A 16,469-nucleotide genomic window follows, 5' to 3' on the forward strand; every position below is an offset into this window, starting at 1 on the left:
GAGTCCTGCGCGGCGCCTTCAAGAAGCGGGCCTCCACCCGGCCGAGTTCCGGTGGCGATCCCGCCCGCTCCCCTGACACCGCCCTACTGCGCCGCCACCAGCGGAAGGGCCGCCGCCTTCTTCCACGCGACGAGCTGCGCGTCGTCCACCAACTCCATCTCTCCCAAGTACAACTGCGCGTGACCATCCCGGACGGGATCGGCCCAGGCGTTGGTCGCGAACAGGTACGTGCGGCCCGCCTGGAGCCGGGGGGCCGTTCCCTCATCCAGGCCGTAGGTGACCCGCACCGTGCCTCTCAGGTCTCCGCGCAGGACGGAACCCACCTCGACCCGGTAGACATCCTGCGTCCAGCCCTCGATCTGCCGCTGCTCCTCGAAGGCCGCCACACGGCCGGTGAACACGGCCTGGCTGTGGGGCGCCGTGGCCGCCGGGCTCGTGGCGTCGAACCCCCGCAGCCGGCCGGCTGCGGACCGCGCGGCCCAGAACCCGGCCGTCGACCACCGCGGCGATCCCACCGGCCTCGTAGCGCTGACGCTTGCGCTTCACGGTCCGCGCGGTCACTTCCTCGCCCAGCGCGGCCAGCTCTGCCGCCTTGGCCCGCTCGCGCTCCGCCAGCGAGTGAAGCGCCGGGTCGTACTCAGCTCGGGGCCGGACCCCGACCGGGGCGTCCGGCGGCAGTCCGGTCATCAGCTCGACCAGGTGCCGTTGCCACCACCGGGCGCGCTCCGCCACCGGCCCCGGAAGGTGGTCCAGCAGTGCGGCCGAGCCCAGGGCGGTCCGGTCGCCGGCGCCAAGTACCGTGAAGTCCTGGGCCGACTGCAGGTGGACCTGGTCGACGAGCATGCCGACGCCGTGCGCGTCGGCCAGCCGGATCCGCATCCCGGTCAGGCCGACCACCGTATAGACGTGCTCCTGGAACCGGACCCGGTCCCCGAGCCCGCAGCTGCCCGGGCCGCGCGGACGTCATGCCGAGCCCTGGGACGCCAGCCGCACCAAGGTGCCTGTGCCCAACGGTGCTGCCAGCAGGTCCGCTGTCAGTTCGTGGCGCCAGAGCAGGTGGTAGAGCACTGGCAGGACGGCCAGCCGGTCCCCGAACCGTTCCGCCCCGGCGAACAGCGGCTGAGGCTCGGCGAAGACCTCCAGCAGATGGTCGGCCACTGCTTCCCGATAGCAGCGCCGGTGTCGGTAGCGGGCCAGCCAGCGCAGGTTGGCCCGATAGGGCTGGTCCAGGTCGCCGACCTGACGGAACTGCCAGCCCACCGACTCACAGACCCACGCGGTGAACGCGAACACCTCAGCCGTGGCCTCGTCCACCAGGCCCTCGGGTCGCACGTCGACGACGACGCCAGTGCCGTCCGCCAGCCGCGCGAAGTAGTCCGGCGTGTGCTCCCGGTCCCGGTTCCCGTCCGACCAGGCGAGGCGGAAGGGCTTGGGATGCCAGGGCGACCACGGCCGGGTCGAAGTCCAGGGCCATCATCGCGTCCCGCTCCACCCACGACTCATAGCCCACCAGGGAGCGTGATACCGCCGCCCAGTATTCCCCGGTGAAGTTCTTCTGGCCCTTGAACGAGTTGAACGACCGCGCCGACGAGGCGAGCTCGAAGGGCTCGGACCAGCAGCGCGCCAGAGGACCGGAGCGCTCGAAACCGTCGGCGTCGACGAATCCGACCTCGACATCCGGGACGGGCTCGCCGGCAGAGAGCGCCACTGCGGAACCATCCACTCGGTCCTCCGTGTTGTCGCCATCCCTGTCACTGCGAGCGTGGAACACGCTCTCCGCCCCCATGGGCAGAGCCCGGCGATGCCACCCGAAAGAGTGACCATCTGTCTCAAACAATGTGGTCGACGCAGGCCAGCGGGGCTCATAACCTCTCGATGTGCCGACATCCCGAAACCTCGACTCCTGGCAGCAGGTGGACTCCCGAGCGGACTTCGCCGCCTTCCTCCGCTTCCTAGCCTTCGACTGCGAGCACGCCTGCAGCAGCCAGGACCCCGAGGCACCCCAGGCCCAGCGCTGGACCCACCGGAGCATCAACGGCTTCTTGTGGGGATGGGTCCGCCTCCTGGGCAGCCGCCTCGACAGCACCGACCTGCTGCACGAGGAAGCCCTCGACCAGCCTGGCTGGCGCGGACTGGCCTACCAACTCAACACGGTCCGCACGACCCCGCCGGATTCAACTGCGTACTCGCCGACTCGGACACCAAGCCCGAGGAAGTCGACACCGCCCGGGACCTGCGCACGTACGCCGCGACACTCGCCACCGACTTCGCCCGAGAACAACGCGAACGCCAGGCGAGGACCGACCGCGGCGAATGGACCGGCGACGGAGGCAACTGGGCACACAGCAACCTCCACGACTGGCTCCTCTCCTGGTCCGCCTGGGTAGGAGCCAACTCGCCTCTCCATACCCAGCTCGACCCAGTCACGTGGAGATCCATCGCCTTGCAACTCTCGGTCGCGCGCATCTACGAGTAGCACCCGTGAGACCAGGTCACCTGAGACGGCGAGTGAATTGGACCAGATCATCTGAGACAGGGACCAGATCGTCATAGACGGGACAACCCCCCACCCTCTGCTGCTCCGAGCGACTTCTCCGGTGACCTCTGACACGTGACCTTGACCGATTGCCAGGAGGATTTGACCGGGTCAGGCACTGGGCTGGTCGCGGTGAAGCTCCGTTCGGCGTTCCTCGACCAAGTCCATCGCTTCATGGATCGTGCAGCCCGACGCATCCCGGTACGCCTTGATCGCATGGATGATCCGGCCGTTCAGGATCTCGTGATCCACGCTCTCTGGCACGTTCTTCATGGACCGACCATACCGACAGGTGTTCGGGCTCGCCGGTCAGTATCATTTGGCGCACCGTCGGCACCAGCACGCGATCTGAGGCGGTGATAGCCGTGGGCGACTGCAGGACGGGGTCCGACGGACCCAAGCGCAATCGCCTCGAAGGGGCTGGCCGGCCTCGAGGAAGAGAAGCCCCCGCAGGTGGCGTCCTGGCCCTGGTCTGCCGCCATGCGGCCACCGTGACGACCAGGTACTGCGGGACACCTCCGGGCCTGGTGGTTCCGGTAACGGAGCTGGGCCGGGCGGCAGGAAGTCTGCTGGCACCGTTCCCACTCAGCTCCAGCCCAGGCTGGGGCCACGGTCCGCGTTCCTGCTTTCCGGGATCAGGCCGTCCGTCTCGTGATCGGAGTGGTCTCGGCGGTGAGGGTGCCCTTTCCAGGGGCGGCAGGCCAGCGGTAGGCCAGCCACATGCGACCCGCCGTCGACACCGGGGCGCGGTGATGTCCGACCCCGGTGACAGGATGGGTTCCACGCGCCGCGTCCGCCCGCCGGCGGCCGTGGTACCCCGAGTATCACGGAGCACCACGTTCATGAACCGCAGTGAGTTGATCGCCGCCCTGTCCGAGCGCGCCGAGGTGACCCGCAAGGACGCCGATGCCGTGCTGGCCGCTCTCGCCGGGACCGTCGGCGAGATCGTCGCCAAGGGCGACGAGAAGGTCACCATCCCCGGCTTCCTGACCTTCGAGCGCACCCACCGTGCCGCTCGCACCGCCCGTAACCCGCAGACCGGTGACCGGTGACCCCATCCAGATCCCGGCCGGCTACAGCGTCAAAAGGTGTCCACCGGAACCAAGCTCAAGGAAGCCGCGAAGGGCAAGTAGCCCCTTCCCTGCAGCCGCTGGGCTGCCACACCCGCGCACCAGCCGGATAGGATCCGCTCCCACGGGGTAGGACGACGCCGGACAGCCTCCAACAAGGAGGGCCCCATACACAGCCCGACCGAGACATACCCGGCGATCTCGAAGGACGAACGCATGGCCAGCGGCACCGTGAAGTGGTTCAACGCCGAGAAGGGCTTCGGCTTCATCCAGCAGGACGGCGGCGGACCGGACGTCTTCGCGCACTACTCCAACATCGCCGGCAACGGCTACCGTGAACTGGCCGAAGGCGAGCCGGTCACCTTCGACGTGACCCAGGGCCAGAAGGGCCCCCAGGCCGAGAACATCGTCCGCGCCCGCTGACCCCAGAAGAACGCGCGCCGCCCCGCGAGTCACTGTGTAGAGTGGCCTCACCGACGCGGGGTGGAGCAGCTCGGTAGCTCGCTGGGCTCATAACCCAGAGGTCGCAGGTTCAAATCCTGTCCCCGCTACGAAAGGGAAGAGGCCCGGCTGATGCCGGGCCCTTCTCACATGCCTGGCCGGATCTGGGGCGATCTTCAGGGCGTCTGGACGAGCGAGGTCAAATGCACACCGAGATGATGCTCTGGCTCGGCGTGCGAGATACAGTCCGCGGCGAGGAACAGGTAGAAGTACTGCGTCGTCAGCGGCCTCGACGGTGAGATCCTGTCCGCGGCAGAGCCGCTCAGGGCCCCGGGAGATTAGAAGTGCGGCAGCCACGCGGGACCCACGATCGCTTCCACCCAGGCCCGCGCCTCCTCTGGGTCAACCGCCTGACCAGTGCTGAGCTGTTTGTGCCGCGCTTCGACCGACAGTGTCAGCCTGGCCCTTTCGCGGCCGGGCCGCTCCAGGAGTACGGCCTGACACCCCGGCGCCGATCCCAGTGCCGCGCTCCAGACCGAGTCGTACGGGGGCCCGCCGGAGGTGCGGTTCCCGAGCGCGTTCCGGAGGAGTGTCCACTGTCCGTGGCACAGTTCCTGGAGCATGAGCAGGTCGGCGTCACAGGCGTCCACGGCACCGACCACCTTGTCGCGCCAGGCGGGCTTCGAACCCTGGTAGACAGTGCACGACGCGCCGCAGACGTTGTAGGACAGGAACCTCGGCCTGGGCCAGTTCACTGAATCGGGGACATCGGCCCGTACCGGACCCGCCGGGAGGATCAGGCCGATGGGGAGAAGTGCCGCAAGGAGCGTCCTGCCGACAGAACTCATCATGAACGGGCCCTGCCTTTCCTTGTCGTGGCGAATGAGCTGCGGAGCGGCCACCGGCCCCGCGCTCCGGAGGGCAGGCCTGGTGCATCGCCTGGTGCGGTCGGGGCCCGGCCGACCTGCGGTCATGTTCACCCGGAATCGGGCATGTGAGCACAAGGGCGCCGCGGTGCCCGGCGGCCGCGAAGGCCGGGTGCGGCAGGCTGGCGGCGGCTGTACGAGACCCTTGGCGCTTCTCGCCCCGTCCGGGCAAGTGAGCACCGGGGGTGGCCCTTCGCCCGAGCGGACCCTCCCCCTATAACGGGAGCAGGTCCGCTCGGCGGTGAGCGCCGCCGAGCGGACCCCCACCCCGCATCAGAGGCGGCGGCTCGGCGTTCTGGCTATCCGATGTTGAGCCAGCGGCTCCAGCCGCTCTCGTTCACATTCGGTCCGGTCGCGCCGTTCCGGGTGACGGCCCGGATGCTGATCTGGCCCTGCTCCCGCATGTCGTAGTTGCACTCGGCGGTCGTACCCGCGCCGTGGGGGTTCTGGCATTCGCCAGGCGGACGGTCGTAGTTGAACCTGAACTGACCGATCGCCCGCAGGCCGTCGGACCTGGTGTCCGTGACCTGGATCTTGTCGCCGTTGTGGAGGAAGCAGACGGTGGCACCAGTGGTGCTGACACAGCCGTTCTCGCCGGCGAACGGTGACACCGTCACGCTGCCGACGGCGGTGTCACCGCCGTCTGCCTGTGCGGGGCTTGCCATCGTGCCGAGAGCGGCGAGACAGGTGACGGCCGCTGCTGCGGTCCTCATCATCATGATCTGCTCCTTTGATGGTGAACTCGGTGTCCGGAGAGGCAAGAGCGCGGGGAATGCGCTGTCCGCACCGGCTGCTGTTCTTCGGCCACAGGACTCCCGCGACCGACACGGTTCGCTGTCGGCCACCAGACGCCAGGGCCAGAGACGAGGCTCTCGCCTCTCGCCCTGGCGCTTCATACACTAGGATCTCCAGCGCACTGGAGGTTCAAGTAGATGAGCCACATAACTTGGACGATCGGAGACCTGGCGGCCCACACCGGGCTACCAGTGAAGACGATCCGGTACTACTCCGACATCGGACTGCTCCCGATGGCGCACCGCAGTGCCGGCGGCCACCGTCGCTATACGTACGAGGCGCTGGAGCAGCTGCGGCTGGTGCAGCAGCTGCGCGCCCTGGACACCCCGATCGCCACCATCACCCAGCTCGCCACCGGTGAACGCTCCTTGAGCGATCTGGTCACACGCGCGCTCGACCGGACGCGGACACGGTTAGCCGAACTGAGCTGGCGCCAGGCCACTCTGCAAGCCCTCGACGATTGCTCCGACCAGGAGCGGCTGCGCCGGCTGTCCGTACTGTCCCGGGTGCAACGACTGTCCGAAGCCCCTCTCGACCTCGGCAGGGCCTGGGAGCGAGTGATCCCCGCCGATGTGCCCTCGCGCCTGGTCGACCTGATCACCGCGCAAGCCGTTCCGGATCCACCGCAGGACCCTTCGCCTCAAGCGGTACTGGCCTATGCCGAACTGCACGCCCTCATCGCGCAACCGGGCTTTCGGACGTACTGGGCTGCGCCTCATGTGCGGGACAAAGCGTCGCTGTACACCGAACTGATCGAAGCTGCCGAGATCGCCGAAGCGGACCTCGCCGCCGGTCTGCCCCCGCAGCCCGGGGAGGCACTGGACAAGTTTTCCCGTGCCTGCGCCCGCGCCCGCGGCCAGGACGACAGCCCGGACTTTCGCGCCTTCATGGGCGCGCAGTTCCGCACCACCGTCCCGTTGTTCCGCCGTTACTGGCAGCACATCTCCATCTTCACCACCGGCCAAAGGCCCACTGTGGGCAGCACCCACTGCTGGCTCGTGGAAGCGCTCATCACGACGCACCAACACACCAGCTCGCCATAGACAGTGCAGGCACTTCCCGGCTCCGGTTGGGGTGTGTTCGGCTGGTGGGTGGTGCTGCGGCCCGCTGGGCGGGACTCGCGGTCCCGGGGGGGGCGCGCTGGGGCTCGCGGAGCAGAGCGCTGCGGAGCCCGGGGCATGCTTCTGGTGCGTGGTGTCCTGCCGCAGGGTTACCAGGTGCTCACTGGGCCCGATCCGCGCTGTGAGGGTGCGTGAAGGGCCGCAGGCAGCTTGTGTCCGGCCGTGCCGATCCGCCGGGTGCCCGGCTAGCCCGGCCTGCTGAGTGCCCGGTCTGGTGTGTGCGACAACCTGGGGGTTCGTCGTGATGCCCGCTGTCTCGGTAGGGGGTCTGATCAGGCGGTTCGCAGGAAGGAGCCCGCGTACCCGCATGTGGATCATGATGGGGCTTCAGGATTCCTGATGTTCCGTCATGATCCACACGGCTCCCCGATCCCGGCTGATCGGCTGACCTGGCGCAACGGCGAAGAAGTCACGATCGAACCCACGGGATGTTGCACAGATACGCAGCACAGTACGAATGCATCGGAGTACCCGGCGCTCCTCGATCGGCACCGGCGATGCCAACCCGAGGAGCGGACAGCATGGTCCGCCGATACTTCGCCCTGCGAGACCGCCATGCGGCCGACCGGCGACTACCGCAGGCGGGCGACTGAGGCCGACGTCTGCCTGATGTGGCACTGGCTACCCGGGGCAGGTAGACAACGAGGAGGAAGGAGCCGACGGAGCGAGGCGGATTTCCGTCACTTCCGGTACGAGAACCGCAGTGCACCGCCCTCCTCCCGGTAGCACCCGCGTCCGTGTTTCCCGAAGGGGTTCGGGAGCATGCTGACGCTCACCCGTTCCGGATCGTTGACATGCGTGACGATCAGGAGCCGCCAGCGGTCGCTGCCGGCGTACCGCTGGGCCGCGCGCACCTCGGTTTCTCCCAGGTCGATGCGGCCGCCCTCGCCCTGGGTTGCCTTGACCTCGAAGAGGCGGGGCTGCTTGCCGGACCCGACGCTGAAGTCGAATCCGAGGCTGTTGTCCCCGCAGAGACCGGGGAAGGCTTTGCGGCGGTTGGTGGAGACCCAGATGGACTCGTCCGTGGCGGCTTCCTCATTCGCCAGCAGCCAGTGGTAGGCGTACCACTCACCCATGTATCCGATGGCATCGCGCTGGGCCTGGGACAGTCCGGTGTCGGCGCGGTCATACCGTCCGGCCCGGCCGGTTCCCGGGCCTGAGGACCCCTTGGACGGCTCCGGGGCCTGTGGGTAGGTGAAGACCGCACGGCCGCGGGGGCGCAGACCCGCGTCCAGGTGCCCCTGAAGCTCGGCCGTCAGTTCGGAGAAGTCGCCGGACGGGACGTGGAAGTCCCGGCCGCCGACCCGGATTGTCTCCCTGCTGCGCTCGCGTTCGCGGCGCCTGTTCGCCGCCTCGTCGCGTACCCGGTCCAGGTCGCTCGCGGTCAGTCCGTGCCGTCCCGGTTCCATCGTGAGGGGCATACCCTCAGGCCATCCGCCCAGAGCGTTCAGCCAGCCGATGATCTCGTCGGGGGAGAGCTGGCGGAAGTCCAGCGCTCCGGCACCGTCGAGGAGTGCGGTGACCTCGTCGGCGGGGTCTGCCTCGGTGAGCACCGTGGGAGGGCGGCGTCCGGTCGCTTTGACCAGTGCGGCGAGGTCGGACGCCACGGCACTGATCGCCCGGTTGTTCGCACCGCGCACCTGGTCGCGGTCCGGGAGGCGTTCGCCTTCGTGGGGTGCAGGCCGGTCCAGACGGTGGGTCAGCTGTTCCTCTACGAGTTCTTCCAGTCGGGCGGAGTCGGCGGTCTCCACGGTGTGGGCCCAGGCCTCCGGGACGGTGATCCAGTCCAGATCGCGCAGGGACGGCCAGTGCCGGATCGGGCGCCGGGCGTCGAAGTCGTCCTTCACGGCCCAGCGCAGCCGGTTCACGAGGCCCTTCCTGTGCAGGTCCAGGTAGGTGTGGAGCGCTTCCTCGTGGTCCTTCGCGTGACTGACCGGCTCATGGCCGGGGGCGAGGCACTGCAAGGTGGTGTTGAACCCGGCGAAGCCGACGCCCAGTCTGATCCGCAGGTCGTCCAGGCCGCGAGCCGCGCGGGCCTGGGAGATGAACTCCTGCGGGGGCAGCGGCAGGGCGCCCGCATGTTCTTCCAGGATGGCCTGGAAGTCCGTCGTGTCGAGCGGTGCCGGCACGGTCAGAGTCCGTGCCACATCGGCGCCCAGGGCGTGGACGAGGAAGGGGTAACAGCGCTTCAGGACCATGCCGATGGCCCCGTCCACGCGGCCACGCGTCTCCTGGAGCTGGAGAAGCGTGACCTTGAGGGCCTCGGCGAGTTCGTCCTCCGCGGGGTTGTGGAGATCAGCGTGCACGGCAGCGAGGCGGTAGACGGCCAGGCTGAGCCGGTAGCCAAGGCCGGGGTGGCCGATCAGTTCGGTGAGCGCTTCCACAAGACGGGGCACCTCGCCCCAGTGCGGATCCGCCTCCAGGGCCAGAATCAGTGGATGCTCCGGGTCGGCCAGCGGGAGGACCCCTTCCAGACGGTCTGGCATCGTGACGGCGCGCCCGTCGAGTTCGATCTCCCAGGAGCGGTAGCGGCGCAGCCGCACCCGCTGGACTGCGGCCGTCATCCTGCCGAGTTCCGACTCGCTCGCCCGGGGGCCCGCCGTCGTGTGGTCGGCGAGAACCGTGACGGCGAGCGGCAGCCAAGGCAGGTGATCGACGATTGCCTCCTGCTCCGCAGCGGGATCCACCTGCTTGCCGTCGATACGCACCCTGAACGTCAGGTCGGCTAGCCGGCGGACCGTGCCGTGCGGCCAGCTGCGTCCCAGATGGCCGGCCGCGTCGGCGGCGACCCCGGGGGCGATCAGAAGTGGGTATTTCATCTCCCGGACCAGGAGCGCCTTCAGACTGTCGCGCTCGTCGCCGACATAGAGCACCGCGTCCTCGTCGCGTGTCGCGGTTGCGACAGCGGCCAGCTGATTCCCAGTCTCCACCAGCAGGCTGATGCCCGCGGGCAGCGCCGCGTTGGGCTGCCCCACGAACGTCTGCCACGCGCGCTCGTTGGCCCGCTGCACGGCGGCGCGGTCCTCGTCGTCCAGAGCCCCTTCCTCCACGAGCCGCCCGAGAGCTGCCAGGACCCGCACACTGTCCCGCGGGTTGTCCCATGTCGGCATCCGCATCTCCCGCAGACGCGTGCGGACTCTTTCCGGGGCCAGTAGATGACGGACGCGGTGGTCGACGGTCAGGACGAAGGAGGGCTCCTCTTCCATCCCCTCAGGGCAGTGCCAGACGTCGGCGGGCCGTACGAACCGCACTGCGCGGTCCCGGCCCCGCACCGGGAGCCACGGCTGCTCTCTGATGAACGCCGCGAGCGGTGTCATCACCGTCTCCTTGTCGGCCCTCTGGCTGCCGTCGCTGGTCCAGACGCTGGTGAAGCGGGCGTTAGCCCAGCGTGCGAGCCCTTGCAGTATGAGCCGCGCGTACGCGAGCCGGGCATGATCACCCAGCTGTCCGACGATGTCCTGCCCGGGCAGCTGGTATGCGGGCGTGCCCTGGTAAGGCGTCTGGGGGTAGAGCGCAGCAGAGTATGCGCGGTCAATGTGCGGTTCCCATTGCGCCTGAACCTGGTGTGTCACCTTCGCCATGCGGACCAGGCGGCGGGTGACCAGTTCTCTGCCCTTCTCCCGTGTCACCGCTTCCGGGGAGTGGACCGGAGCCAGCCCGTCGTTCACGCCGCTCTCCGCGAGGAACATGCGCCATTCCTCGGAGCTCTCGTCCTTCCTGACGAACTCCCCGGGTGCGGCGATCAGTCTCTGCGCGATGCTCTTCAGACTCGTGGAGACCTTCTGCCCTGCCGAAGCCACGTCGGCAAGGTCTTCTCCGGCAGCCGTTCCGGTCCATCCCTTGCCGAAGAAGGCGCTGCTCGCCCTGATCATCCGGCCGTCGGCCGTCGGTACGTACAGCCCGAGCGCGGCGAGCTTCGTCCCGCCCAGCGCGCGCTGCGTCCGCCACAACTGGAAGACGAACCGAACCGCGGACAGCCGCAGCCTGCGGTCGGTGCTCTCCGACAGCGCCCGGCGCACGTGCGTCAGCAGGCTCGTCACGTCGAAGGGCCGGACGAGTTCGGCATCGCTCAGGAACACGCGGGCGGACACTCGCTGGCCGGGCACCTTCCCCGTGGACCAGGCCACACCGGGATGGAGCAGGACCAGCCGTCCCCTGAGCTGAGCCGGAACCGGCGGTATCCCCGCCTGCTCCGCGGCGACGGGCGGGAAGAACGCTTCACGCCGGCCCCGGGCGCTCCGCGAGCTGGTTCCCCCCGCCTCCCCGTTCGCGCGTTCCACCTTTCCGTCCTTGGTGAGCAGGAGCTTCCTGCCGCGCAGCACGCGGCCGTCCTCCGCGAAGAGGATGGCCAGATCCTCGTACAGAGCACTCCACGCCGGGTCAGGCTTCTCAAGCTCGGAGCCGGGCAGCGGAAGAGCGCCGGCTATCCGCTCCGCATGGTCCGCGAGCGTCTGCGGCTTCGGCGCCCACGAACATCCCAGCGACTTGCACATCGCCTCCAGCCTGTGCAGCCGGTCAGCCCCGACCCGAGGGTCCGCCACCACCGCACCGGCATCGCACGCGCGGTACGCCGTCAGGACGGCCAGGTCGAGGTCGGGCCACAGGAGCGCCTCCCGTGCCGAAGCCCAGCCCTTGCCCGGCGCGGCGTCGCCGGCGGTGAGAACGGGAACGAGCGGAAGCGCGGACACCTCACACCCGTAGAGGTGACGCGACGCCGTGGCCAGGCGTCCCGCCGACTGTCTGCCGCTGTCCCAGCTCACCAGGTCGACCGCCAGCTGACGGAAGGGCGCGCGCGGCACCTGCCGCAGCACCGCCGCCGCGGCCAGACACGTCTCGGCTACGACGTCCAGCAGCAGAGCGTTGAGGGGGTTCTCGCGCGGCAAGCCGGCCCGGTCGGTCCTGGTGAAGAACGGGGCGTTGACATGGCCGGGGAAGAAGGAGGTCTCATCGCCCATCGGCAGGAAGGTGTAGAATCGGCCGCGCCTGTTCCTGTGCTCGGTGTCGAGAGGGACCGCGACCTCGACGACAGCGGGCTCGGTCCACTTCTCCCATTTCTTGTTCAGGAGCCTGGCAGCCACGGCATCGCGGAGCGTTTGTGCCAGCCGGTCATGGTCCACGGTGCGCCGGGACACCAGGAACTTTCCAGACGGCCCCAGATCCACGGTGGCGCAGGAGACGGAGGCATATCCGGACAGGGACCCGAAGGCTGTGCCCCGCGGTGCGAACCGCTTCTCCGACCGCGTGAATTCATGCAGGTCGCGCACGGTGCCGCCCTCCGCCCTGCGTTCCAGCGTGAGACTGGAGAGGCGGTCGAGGAACAGCATGACGGGCACCTTGGCCCGGGCGAGCTCCTCCAGCCGGTTCCGGGCCTCGACCCGCGCTGACTCTTCCAGCAGCGGCAGGCGGACAACCGTCACGTTCCCCCGCGCCGCAAGCTCCCGGCACACGGGCGGCACCTCGGCGACCGGCAACGGAGCCTGGAGCAGAGGAAACGCCGCCGCCACCTCGTGCGCGTCCTCATCGCCCGCCAGGAACTCCTCCAGGTCCCGCCGAGAGGCGAACCGGAAGCAGTACCCGTCCAGCTCGGGACCGCCAGGACCGTCCGGGTCCGTGCTGTAGATCTCGGGCGCCTCACTGACCAGCAGGACACTGCGAAACCCCACGCCCTTGTTACCGATCCCCTCCCCGATCACCTTCGAGCTCCGGGCGAGCTCACACACCTGATTGACGTTCTCCCAGGTGAACGGATCGCCGCCGTTGGCGACGTACAGCGTCCCCCACTCGCCCTCGTCCTCGTCCAGAAGGACGTGCACCCGGCCGCCGCGAGAGCCTCTCGGGTGCGCGTCGTACGCGTTCTGCAGCAGTTCGAGAAGGAACCGTCCGGTGTACGCCTTGGTGAACTCGTCGGTAGCGGCGTCAACCTGCCGGGCCATCCGCCGGACCTGCTCAGACCGGGCCCCGCTCATCACGGAGTACGCGAGCTCCGCCAGGCGCCCCGCACACGCGTTCCCCGCCACGCTTTTCCCCCTCGTCTCGTCCCGGACGAGACGCTACCGCTCTGCGCGTACCCCCGGCTCCGCGTTGTGGAAGACGGTGATCTCGGCCGGTGCCCGTACCCCGGCGGCGCGCAGCGATTCGACGATGATGTCCGCGATCCACGCGGCGGCGTCAGAGGTCCATTCGGGACAGGTGCCCTCGAGCACGATGTCCGGGGAGCCGGGACCGGCCTCCTGGAGGCGCAGAAGTCCGTGGCCGCACCGCGCGGCGACATCAAGCACCTGCGCCGCGCTCACCTCAGGCCCGGCCGAAACCGTGACCGTCACGTCTGCACGGGCATCCGGTGAGGCCAGCGCGAACCAGTCCGCGGCAGCCCGGAGGTCGAAACCCGCATCACGGGCCAACCGCACCGGCACCTGGACACGGAGCCCCGCCAAGCGCAGCTCACCGACGCGCTGGAGCACATCGGTGAGGACCCGCGTCATGGGCATCACCGGAAGGTGCTGGGCTGCCAGGTCGTCGGCCGGGTAGACGCTCAGCCAGGCCAGCTGCCGCACCTGTCCGTCCTGGGACCAGTCACCGCCGGCATCGGCCAGCGTCCAGCGCCGGCCGCCCAGCTCGTTACCCGCACCGAGGACGGTGGAGCTCCACCCGTAGGCCTTGGACCGTTTCACCGCCAGGCTGAACATGTCCTCCTCCAGGTCATGGTCCACGCTGACCTGCCCGATCCACGGATGCTGTTCCAGCACGCCATAGACCTCGACCCTCATCAGCGGGTCCTCGCCCTCACCCACACCGTCCTCCACGGCCAGCCTCCGCTCCCTCAGACACCGCAGTTGAACGTCTTGCCAGGAGTCTCCAGCTTGTTGGGGGAATCGGCGACACCGATGATGTCCACGTCGACACGGCTGCGCCACGTCGTCGACCTGGTGCCCACACACGTCTTGCGGGCGTTGGCCCGACGGGCGCTCCCGCCGCCCTGCTTAACGGTCTTGGAGCCCGTTGCCACGGTACGCCAGCTCCCGCCGCTCTGGATCTGAAGCTCCACGGTGACCTTCGCTTTGGCGCCCCCGCTGTCCCGGTCCAGCCACCATCCGTGTGCGGAGATCGTCGGCGGCGGCGTGCTGGAGTAGTGCACCGCATCACCCCCGGTCTGGAAGACGTCCACGGGCTCGGGCGACGGTGCGCCCGGCACCCGCCCGAGGGCCCAGGCGGGTGTGGGGGTGCTGGCGGCCAGCAGCAAGAAGGCGGCCAGAATCAGGCACTTTGCGCGCATAGGTACACTCCAGAGGGGAACCGGACTCAGGTACCGTATGAGCTTTCCGTTACGCCACGATTGTTCACCTCTGCCAGGTCTCGGATGCCCGCTCGAAGAGTGACGGAGAGGCGTACCGCCGGGTCCTAGAAGATCCGCTCCGGGCAGGCCGGAATGGCTTCTGACCTGTTGTTTCACCGTGTCATGGCGAGGTTTGTGCATGGCTGCGACGGCCTGGACTGCGTGGTGGAGGCCGTCGCCTTTCTGACGGCAGTCGCGCAGGATCTTCCGTTCTCCATCCGGGCGAAGGTGTGCCGGACACGAGCACGGACCCGTCGGTGCTCGGCGGCGTTGCCCTCCTCCTGGCCGCGTAGGAGGGGGCAGCCGGCTCTCCTGCGGTGCGGGACGATCAGGCCGGTGCCGAGGTAGGCGCCGTCCGCGATCACGTTCGCGCCCGCCGCCAGGGCGGGCAGGTCCGACTCCCGCCACGCGTGGGCGTCGGCCTTGTTGCCCGGCGCCGGCCGGGCTGTGCTCGCTGTGCGGCGCGGCCTCCGAGCCCGACCCGGTTCTCAAGGGCTTCGACCACGGCTCCGGCGGCGAGGAGTAGCGGCCGGACCCGTGGGCACCGACGGCGCGAGAGCGGGGAGCGACGGACTGATGTCTGAGTGAGCCACCGGACGCGTATCGAATACGCGCTCGGCCTTTCACGACTGTGTGCGAATCTGGGGAGGGTGTTGTCAGAGGGGGCTGGAACGCTTCGCCCATGCCCATGATCAGCCCGAAACTGGCGTGCGCCATCTTCACGGACGTGACTCGCGACGCCTCGTTGCCCCTGCGCCCCGAGGCACTGCTGAAGACGAAGTCGCACCACCTGCGTTGCCACGGGCACGTCCTTGTCGGCGACGTCGCCTTGCGCCTGTACAAGCACAAGGGGCCGTGGCAGTACGACGAACGCGACGTACGCCGGGCCGCCCGGGACCTGTCCGCCATGACCGTCGAGCACAACGACCTGGTCAAGGTCGTGCTCCCCGGACAGCGATGGCGTGAGGAGAGCAGCACCGAGGACGAGGACGCTCGGGGCCGCGCGAACTGGCGCGGCCAGATTGCCGGCTGGATGTACCACGAGGCCCTGGACAAGGAGCTGGCCCGGGACCGTCTGTACACCGAGCGCAGCGAACGGGCGCGGATCGGGGAGAACGGCCTGCCGGGTGAGCTGACGTGGGAGGATTTCGTCTCCGTGCGGGACGGGTCCGGGAGCGCTTCCACGATCGCCGGCACCTATCCCTTGGAGCTGTTCACCCGGAGCGATGGTCGCTGGTGGCTGCCCCGCACCTACGTCGACCTCTTGGACCGCTGGGAGGCGCTGGAGGAGAAGCTCCTCGAGCGGGCTCGGGTGTGCTCGCGGTGCCGGGCGCGAGGACCGCGCTGGAGCGGCTGGAGGACGCCGACCAAGACCGGGTACGTGACGATGTGCCCGCCGTGTTCGGGGGCGGAGTTCGCCGCGTACACCGGACACCTGCGCGGAGTGCCGTACGGGCAGATGCGGGCCCGGAAGCTGCGGGCTGACGACTACCTGTGTCGGCTGTGTCAGTCGAGCAGGGCCTCGGTGTGGGACCACTGCCACGGGCACGACCTGGTACGCGGCCCGGTCTGCGCCAGCTGCAACACCTTCGAGGGCAAGGGCATCCCGGAGCTCCTGCTGCGGCGGGAGGAGGTCGTAGCGCACCTGCTGGAATGCAGCCGCTGCCGCGAGGAGCGAGCCCTTCCCCCGCGGTTCCACGCCGCGATAGCCGGTCTTCACCTTGAAGCCGATGCCCGGCACACCAGCTGCCCCGTGCAGCCGCACGTCCGGCACCAGGGCACCACCACGAGCGGGCACGTCTTCGACCTGTACTGCGACCGGCACTGGCCGAAGATGTGGAAGGAGGAAGTGCCCGCCGCCGAGGCGCACATGCTGGTGCGCGCCTTCGTCGACCGGGCGCTCGCGGCGGGGCAACCCGGTGCCGGGGTGCCCGGCCCGCGAGCGGCCTCCGACACGAACGCGCGGACGTGACGAGACCCTTGTGAGGTGTGGGAGAGGATGGCTCGCTGGGTTGTCGGACCTGTCTGGCGCGATGCGGGTCAGAAACTGGCCGACGGCCCTGATGGCAGGGGCCCCACCGTCCATAGTGGTTGTTGCCTTCGTTGCCTCGGGTTGGCATATGCCGCCGTTCGTCGCGCCGGTGATGGTCAGGGCCTCTTGCGCGAGGAGGGCTGACGATGCCGCGCCTAACCGCCTTCCTCACATGGGCCCCCGGCACCTCCCGCGTCGAGGAGCGGCCACATCGT

Annotated in this window: 10 protein-coding genes, 1 tRNA gene and 3 pseudogenes; 5 read left to right on the plus strand and 9 right to left on the minus strand. The window is 69.1% G+C overall.

What is annotated here, in order from left to right; all coding sequences use genetic code 11:
• Positions 1-83 precede the first annotated feature (83 nt).
• The 3 genes and pseudogenes from ACFXGN_RS28390 to ACFXGN_RS28400 all read right to left on the minus strand — a co-directional run bounded on the left by ACFXGN_RS28390 (position 84) and on the right by ACFXGN_RS28400 (position 2,809).
• Complete coding sequence (locus ACFXGN_RS28390) at positions 84-401, minus strand: hypothetical protein (RefSeq protein ID WP_384864596.1); 318 nt, start codon at positions 399-401, stop codon at positions 84-86.
• A 562-nt stretch (positions 402-963) separates the two neighbouring features.
• Positions 964-1,371 (minus strand): annotated as a pseudogene (locus ACFXGN_RS28395) (TnsA-like heteromeric transposase endonuclease subunit); the annotation flags it as partial.
• A 1,276-nt stretch (positions 1,372-2,647) separates the two neighbouring features.
• Entirely contained in the window at positions 2,648-2,809 is a 162-nt protein-coding gene (locus ACFXGN_RS28400; protein ID WP_384864598.1) for a hypothetical protein, read from the minus strand.
• Between the two features lie 569 nt (positions 2,810-3,378).
• Here ACFXGN_RS28400 and ACFXGN_RS28405 point away from each other — a divergent pair.
• The 3 genes and pseudogenes from ACFXGN_RS28405 (at position 3,379) to ACFXGN_RS28415 (ending at position 4,157) form a co-directional block, all read left to right on the plus strand.
• A pseudogene (locus ACFXGN_RS28405) lies at positions 3,379-3,669 on the plus strand (HU family DNA-binding protein).
• 153 nt (positions 3,670-3,822) lie between these two features.
• Entirely contained in the window at positions 3,823-4,029 is a 207-nt protein-coding gene (locus tag ACFXGN_RS28410; RefSeq protein ID WP_384864600.1) for a cold-shock protein, read from the plus strand.
• Between the two features lie 54 nt (positions 4,030-4,083).
• Positions 4,084-4,157 (plus strand) — tRNA-Met (locus ACFXGN_RS28415).
• 228 nt (positions 4,158-4,385) lie between these two features.
• On the opposite strand, the gene ACFXGN_RS28420 is transcribed toward ACFXGN_RS28415, so the two are convergent.
• The gene (locus tag ACFXGN_RS28420; protein ID WP_384864602.1) at positions 4,386-4,802 is read right to left on the minus strand and encodes a hypothetical protein; all 417 of its coding nucleotides are present in this window, start codon (positions 4,800-4,802) and stop codon (positions 4,386-4,388) included.
• Between the two features lie 470 nt (positions 4,803-5,272).
• Positions 5,273-5,692, minus strand: a complete 420-nt coding sequence (locus ACFXGN_RS28425) for a hypothetical protein (protein ID WP_384864603.1) — start codon at positions 5,690-5,692, stop codon at positions 5,273-5,275.
• 213 nt (positions 5,693-5,905) lie between these two features.
• Between ACFXGN_RS28425 and ACFXGN_RS28430 the strand changes: the two genes are divergently transcribed.
• Positions 5,906-6,811: a MerR family transcriptional regulator gene (locus tag ACFXGN_RS28430; protein ID WP_384864605.1), complete on the plus strand. Its 906-nt coding sequence runs from the start codon at positions 5,906-5,908 to the stop codon at positions 6,809-6,811.
• A 758-nt stretch (positions 6,812-7,569) separates the two neighbouring features.
• On the opposite strand, the gene ACFXGN_RS28435 is transcribed toward ACFXGN_RS28430, so the two are convergent.
• From ACFXGN_RS28435 to ACFXGN_RS28450, 4 genes and pseudogenes are all read right to left on the minus strand, one after another.
• Positions 7,570-12,822 carry a sacsin N-terminal ATP-binding-like domain-containing protein gene (locus ACFXGN_RS28435; protein WP_384864607.1) on the minus strand — a complete coding sequence of 1,751 codons (5,253 nt, stop codon included), beginning with the start codon at positions 12,820-12,822 and terminating at the stop codon, positions 7,570-7,572.
• 117 nt (positions 12,823-12,939) lie between these two features.
• Positions 12,940-13,692 (minus strand): hypothetical protein, encoded by a 753-nt coding sequence (locus ACFXGN_RS28440; RefSeq protein ID WP_384864609.1) that lies wholly within the window; start codon positions 13,690-13,692, stop codon positions 12,940-12,942.
• A gap of 17 nt (positions 13,693-13,709) precedes the next feature.
• Entirely contained in the window at positions 13,710-14,162 is a 453-nt protein-coding gene (locus tag ACFXGN_RS28445; RefSeq protein ID WP_384864610.1) for a hypothetical protein, read from the minus strand.
• 173 nt (positions 14,163-14,335) lie between these two features.
• Positions 14,336-14,671 (minus strand): annotated as a pseudogene (locus tag ACFXGN_RS28450) (transposase family protein); the annotation flags it as partial.
• 233 nt (positions 14,672-14,904) lie between these two features.
• On the opposite strand from ACFXGN_RS28450, the gene ACFXGN_RS28455 reads away from it, so the two are divergent.
• On the plus strand, positions 14,905-16,194 hold the full coding sequence (locus tag ACFXGN_RS28455) for an endonuclease domain-containing protein (protein WP_384864612.1): 1,290 nt from the start codon (positions 14,905-14,907) through the stop codon (positions 16,192-16,194).
• Positions 16,195-16,469 lie beyond the last annotated feature (275 nt).

This window comes from Streptomyces sp. NPDC059247, from assembly GCF_042754005.1.
In the GTDB taxonomy this organism is placed as follows: Bacteria; Actinomycetota; Actinomycetes; order Streptomycetales; family Streptomycetaceae; genus Streptomyces.

What these genes read in the sequence shown, in the direction of transcription:
- ACFXGN_RS28425 (WP_384864603.1), bottom strand. Translation starts at nt 5,692, where the DNA reads ATGATGATGAGGACCGCAGCAGCGGCCGTCACCTGTCTCGCCGCTCTC.
- ACFXGN_RS28430 (WP_384864605.1), top strand. Translation starts at nt 5,906, where the DNA reads ATGAGCCACATAACTTGGACGATCGGAGACCTGGCGGCCCACACCGGG.
- ACFXGN_RS28410 (WP_384864600.1), top strand. Translation starts at nt 3,823, where the DNA reads ATGGCCAGCGGCACCGTGAAGTGGTTCAACGCCGAGAAGGGCTTCGGC.
- ACFXGN_RS28400 (WP_384864598.1), bottom strand. Translation starts at nt 2,809, where the DNA reads ATGAAGAACGTGCCAGAGAGCGTGGATCACGAGATCCTGAACGGCCGG.
- ACFXGN_RS28445 (WP_384864610.1), bottom strand. Translation starts at nt 14,162, where the DNA reads ATGCGCGCAAAGTGCCTGATTCTGGCCGCCTTCTTGCTGCTGGCCGCC.
- ACFXGN_RS28455 (WP_384864612.1), top strand. Translation starts at nt 14,905, where the DNA reads ATGCCCATGATCAGCCCGAAACTGGCGTGCGCCATCTTCACGGACGTG.
- ACFXGN_RS28435 (WP_384864607.1), bottom strand. Translation starts at nt 12,822, where the DNA reads ATGGCCCGGCAGGTTGACGCCGCTACCGACGAGTTCACCAAGGCGTAC.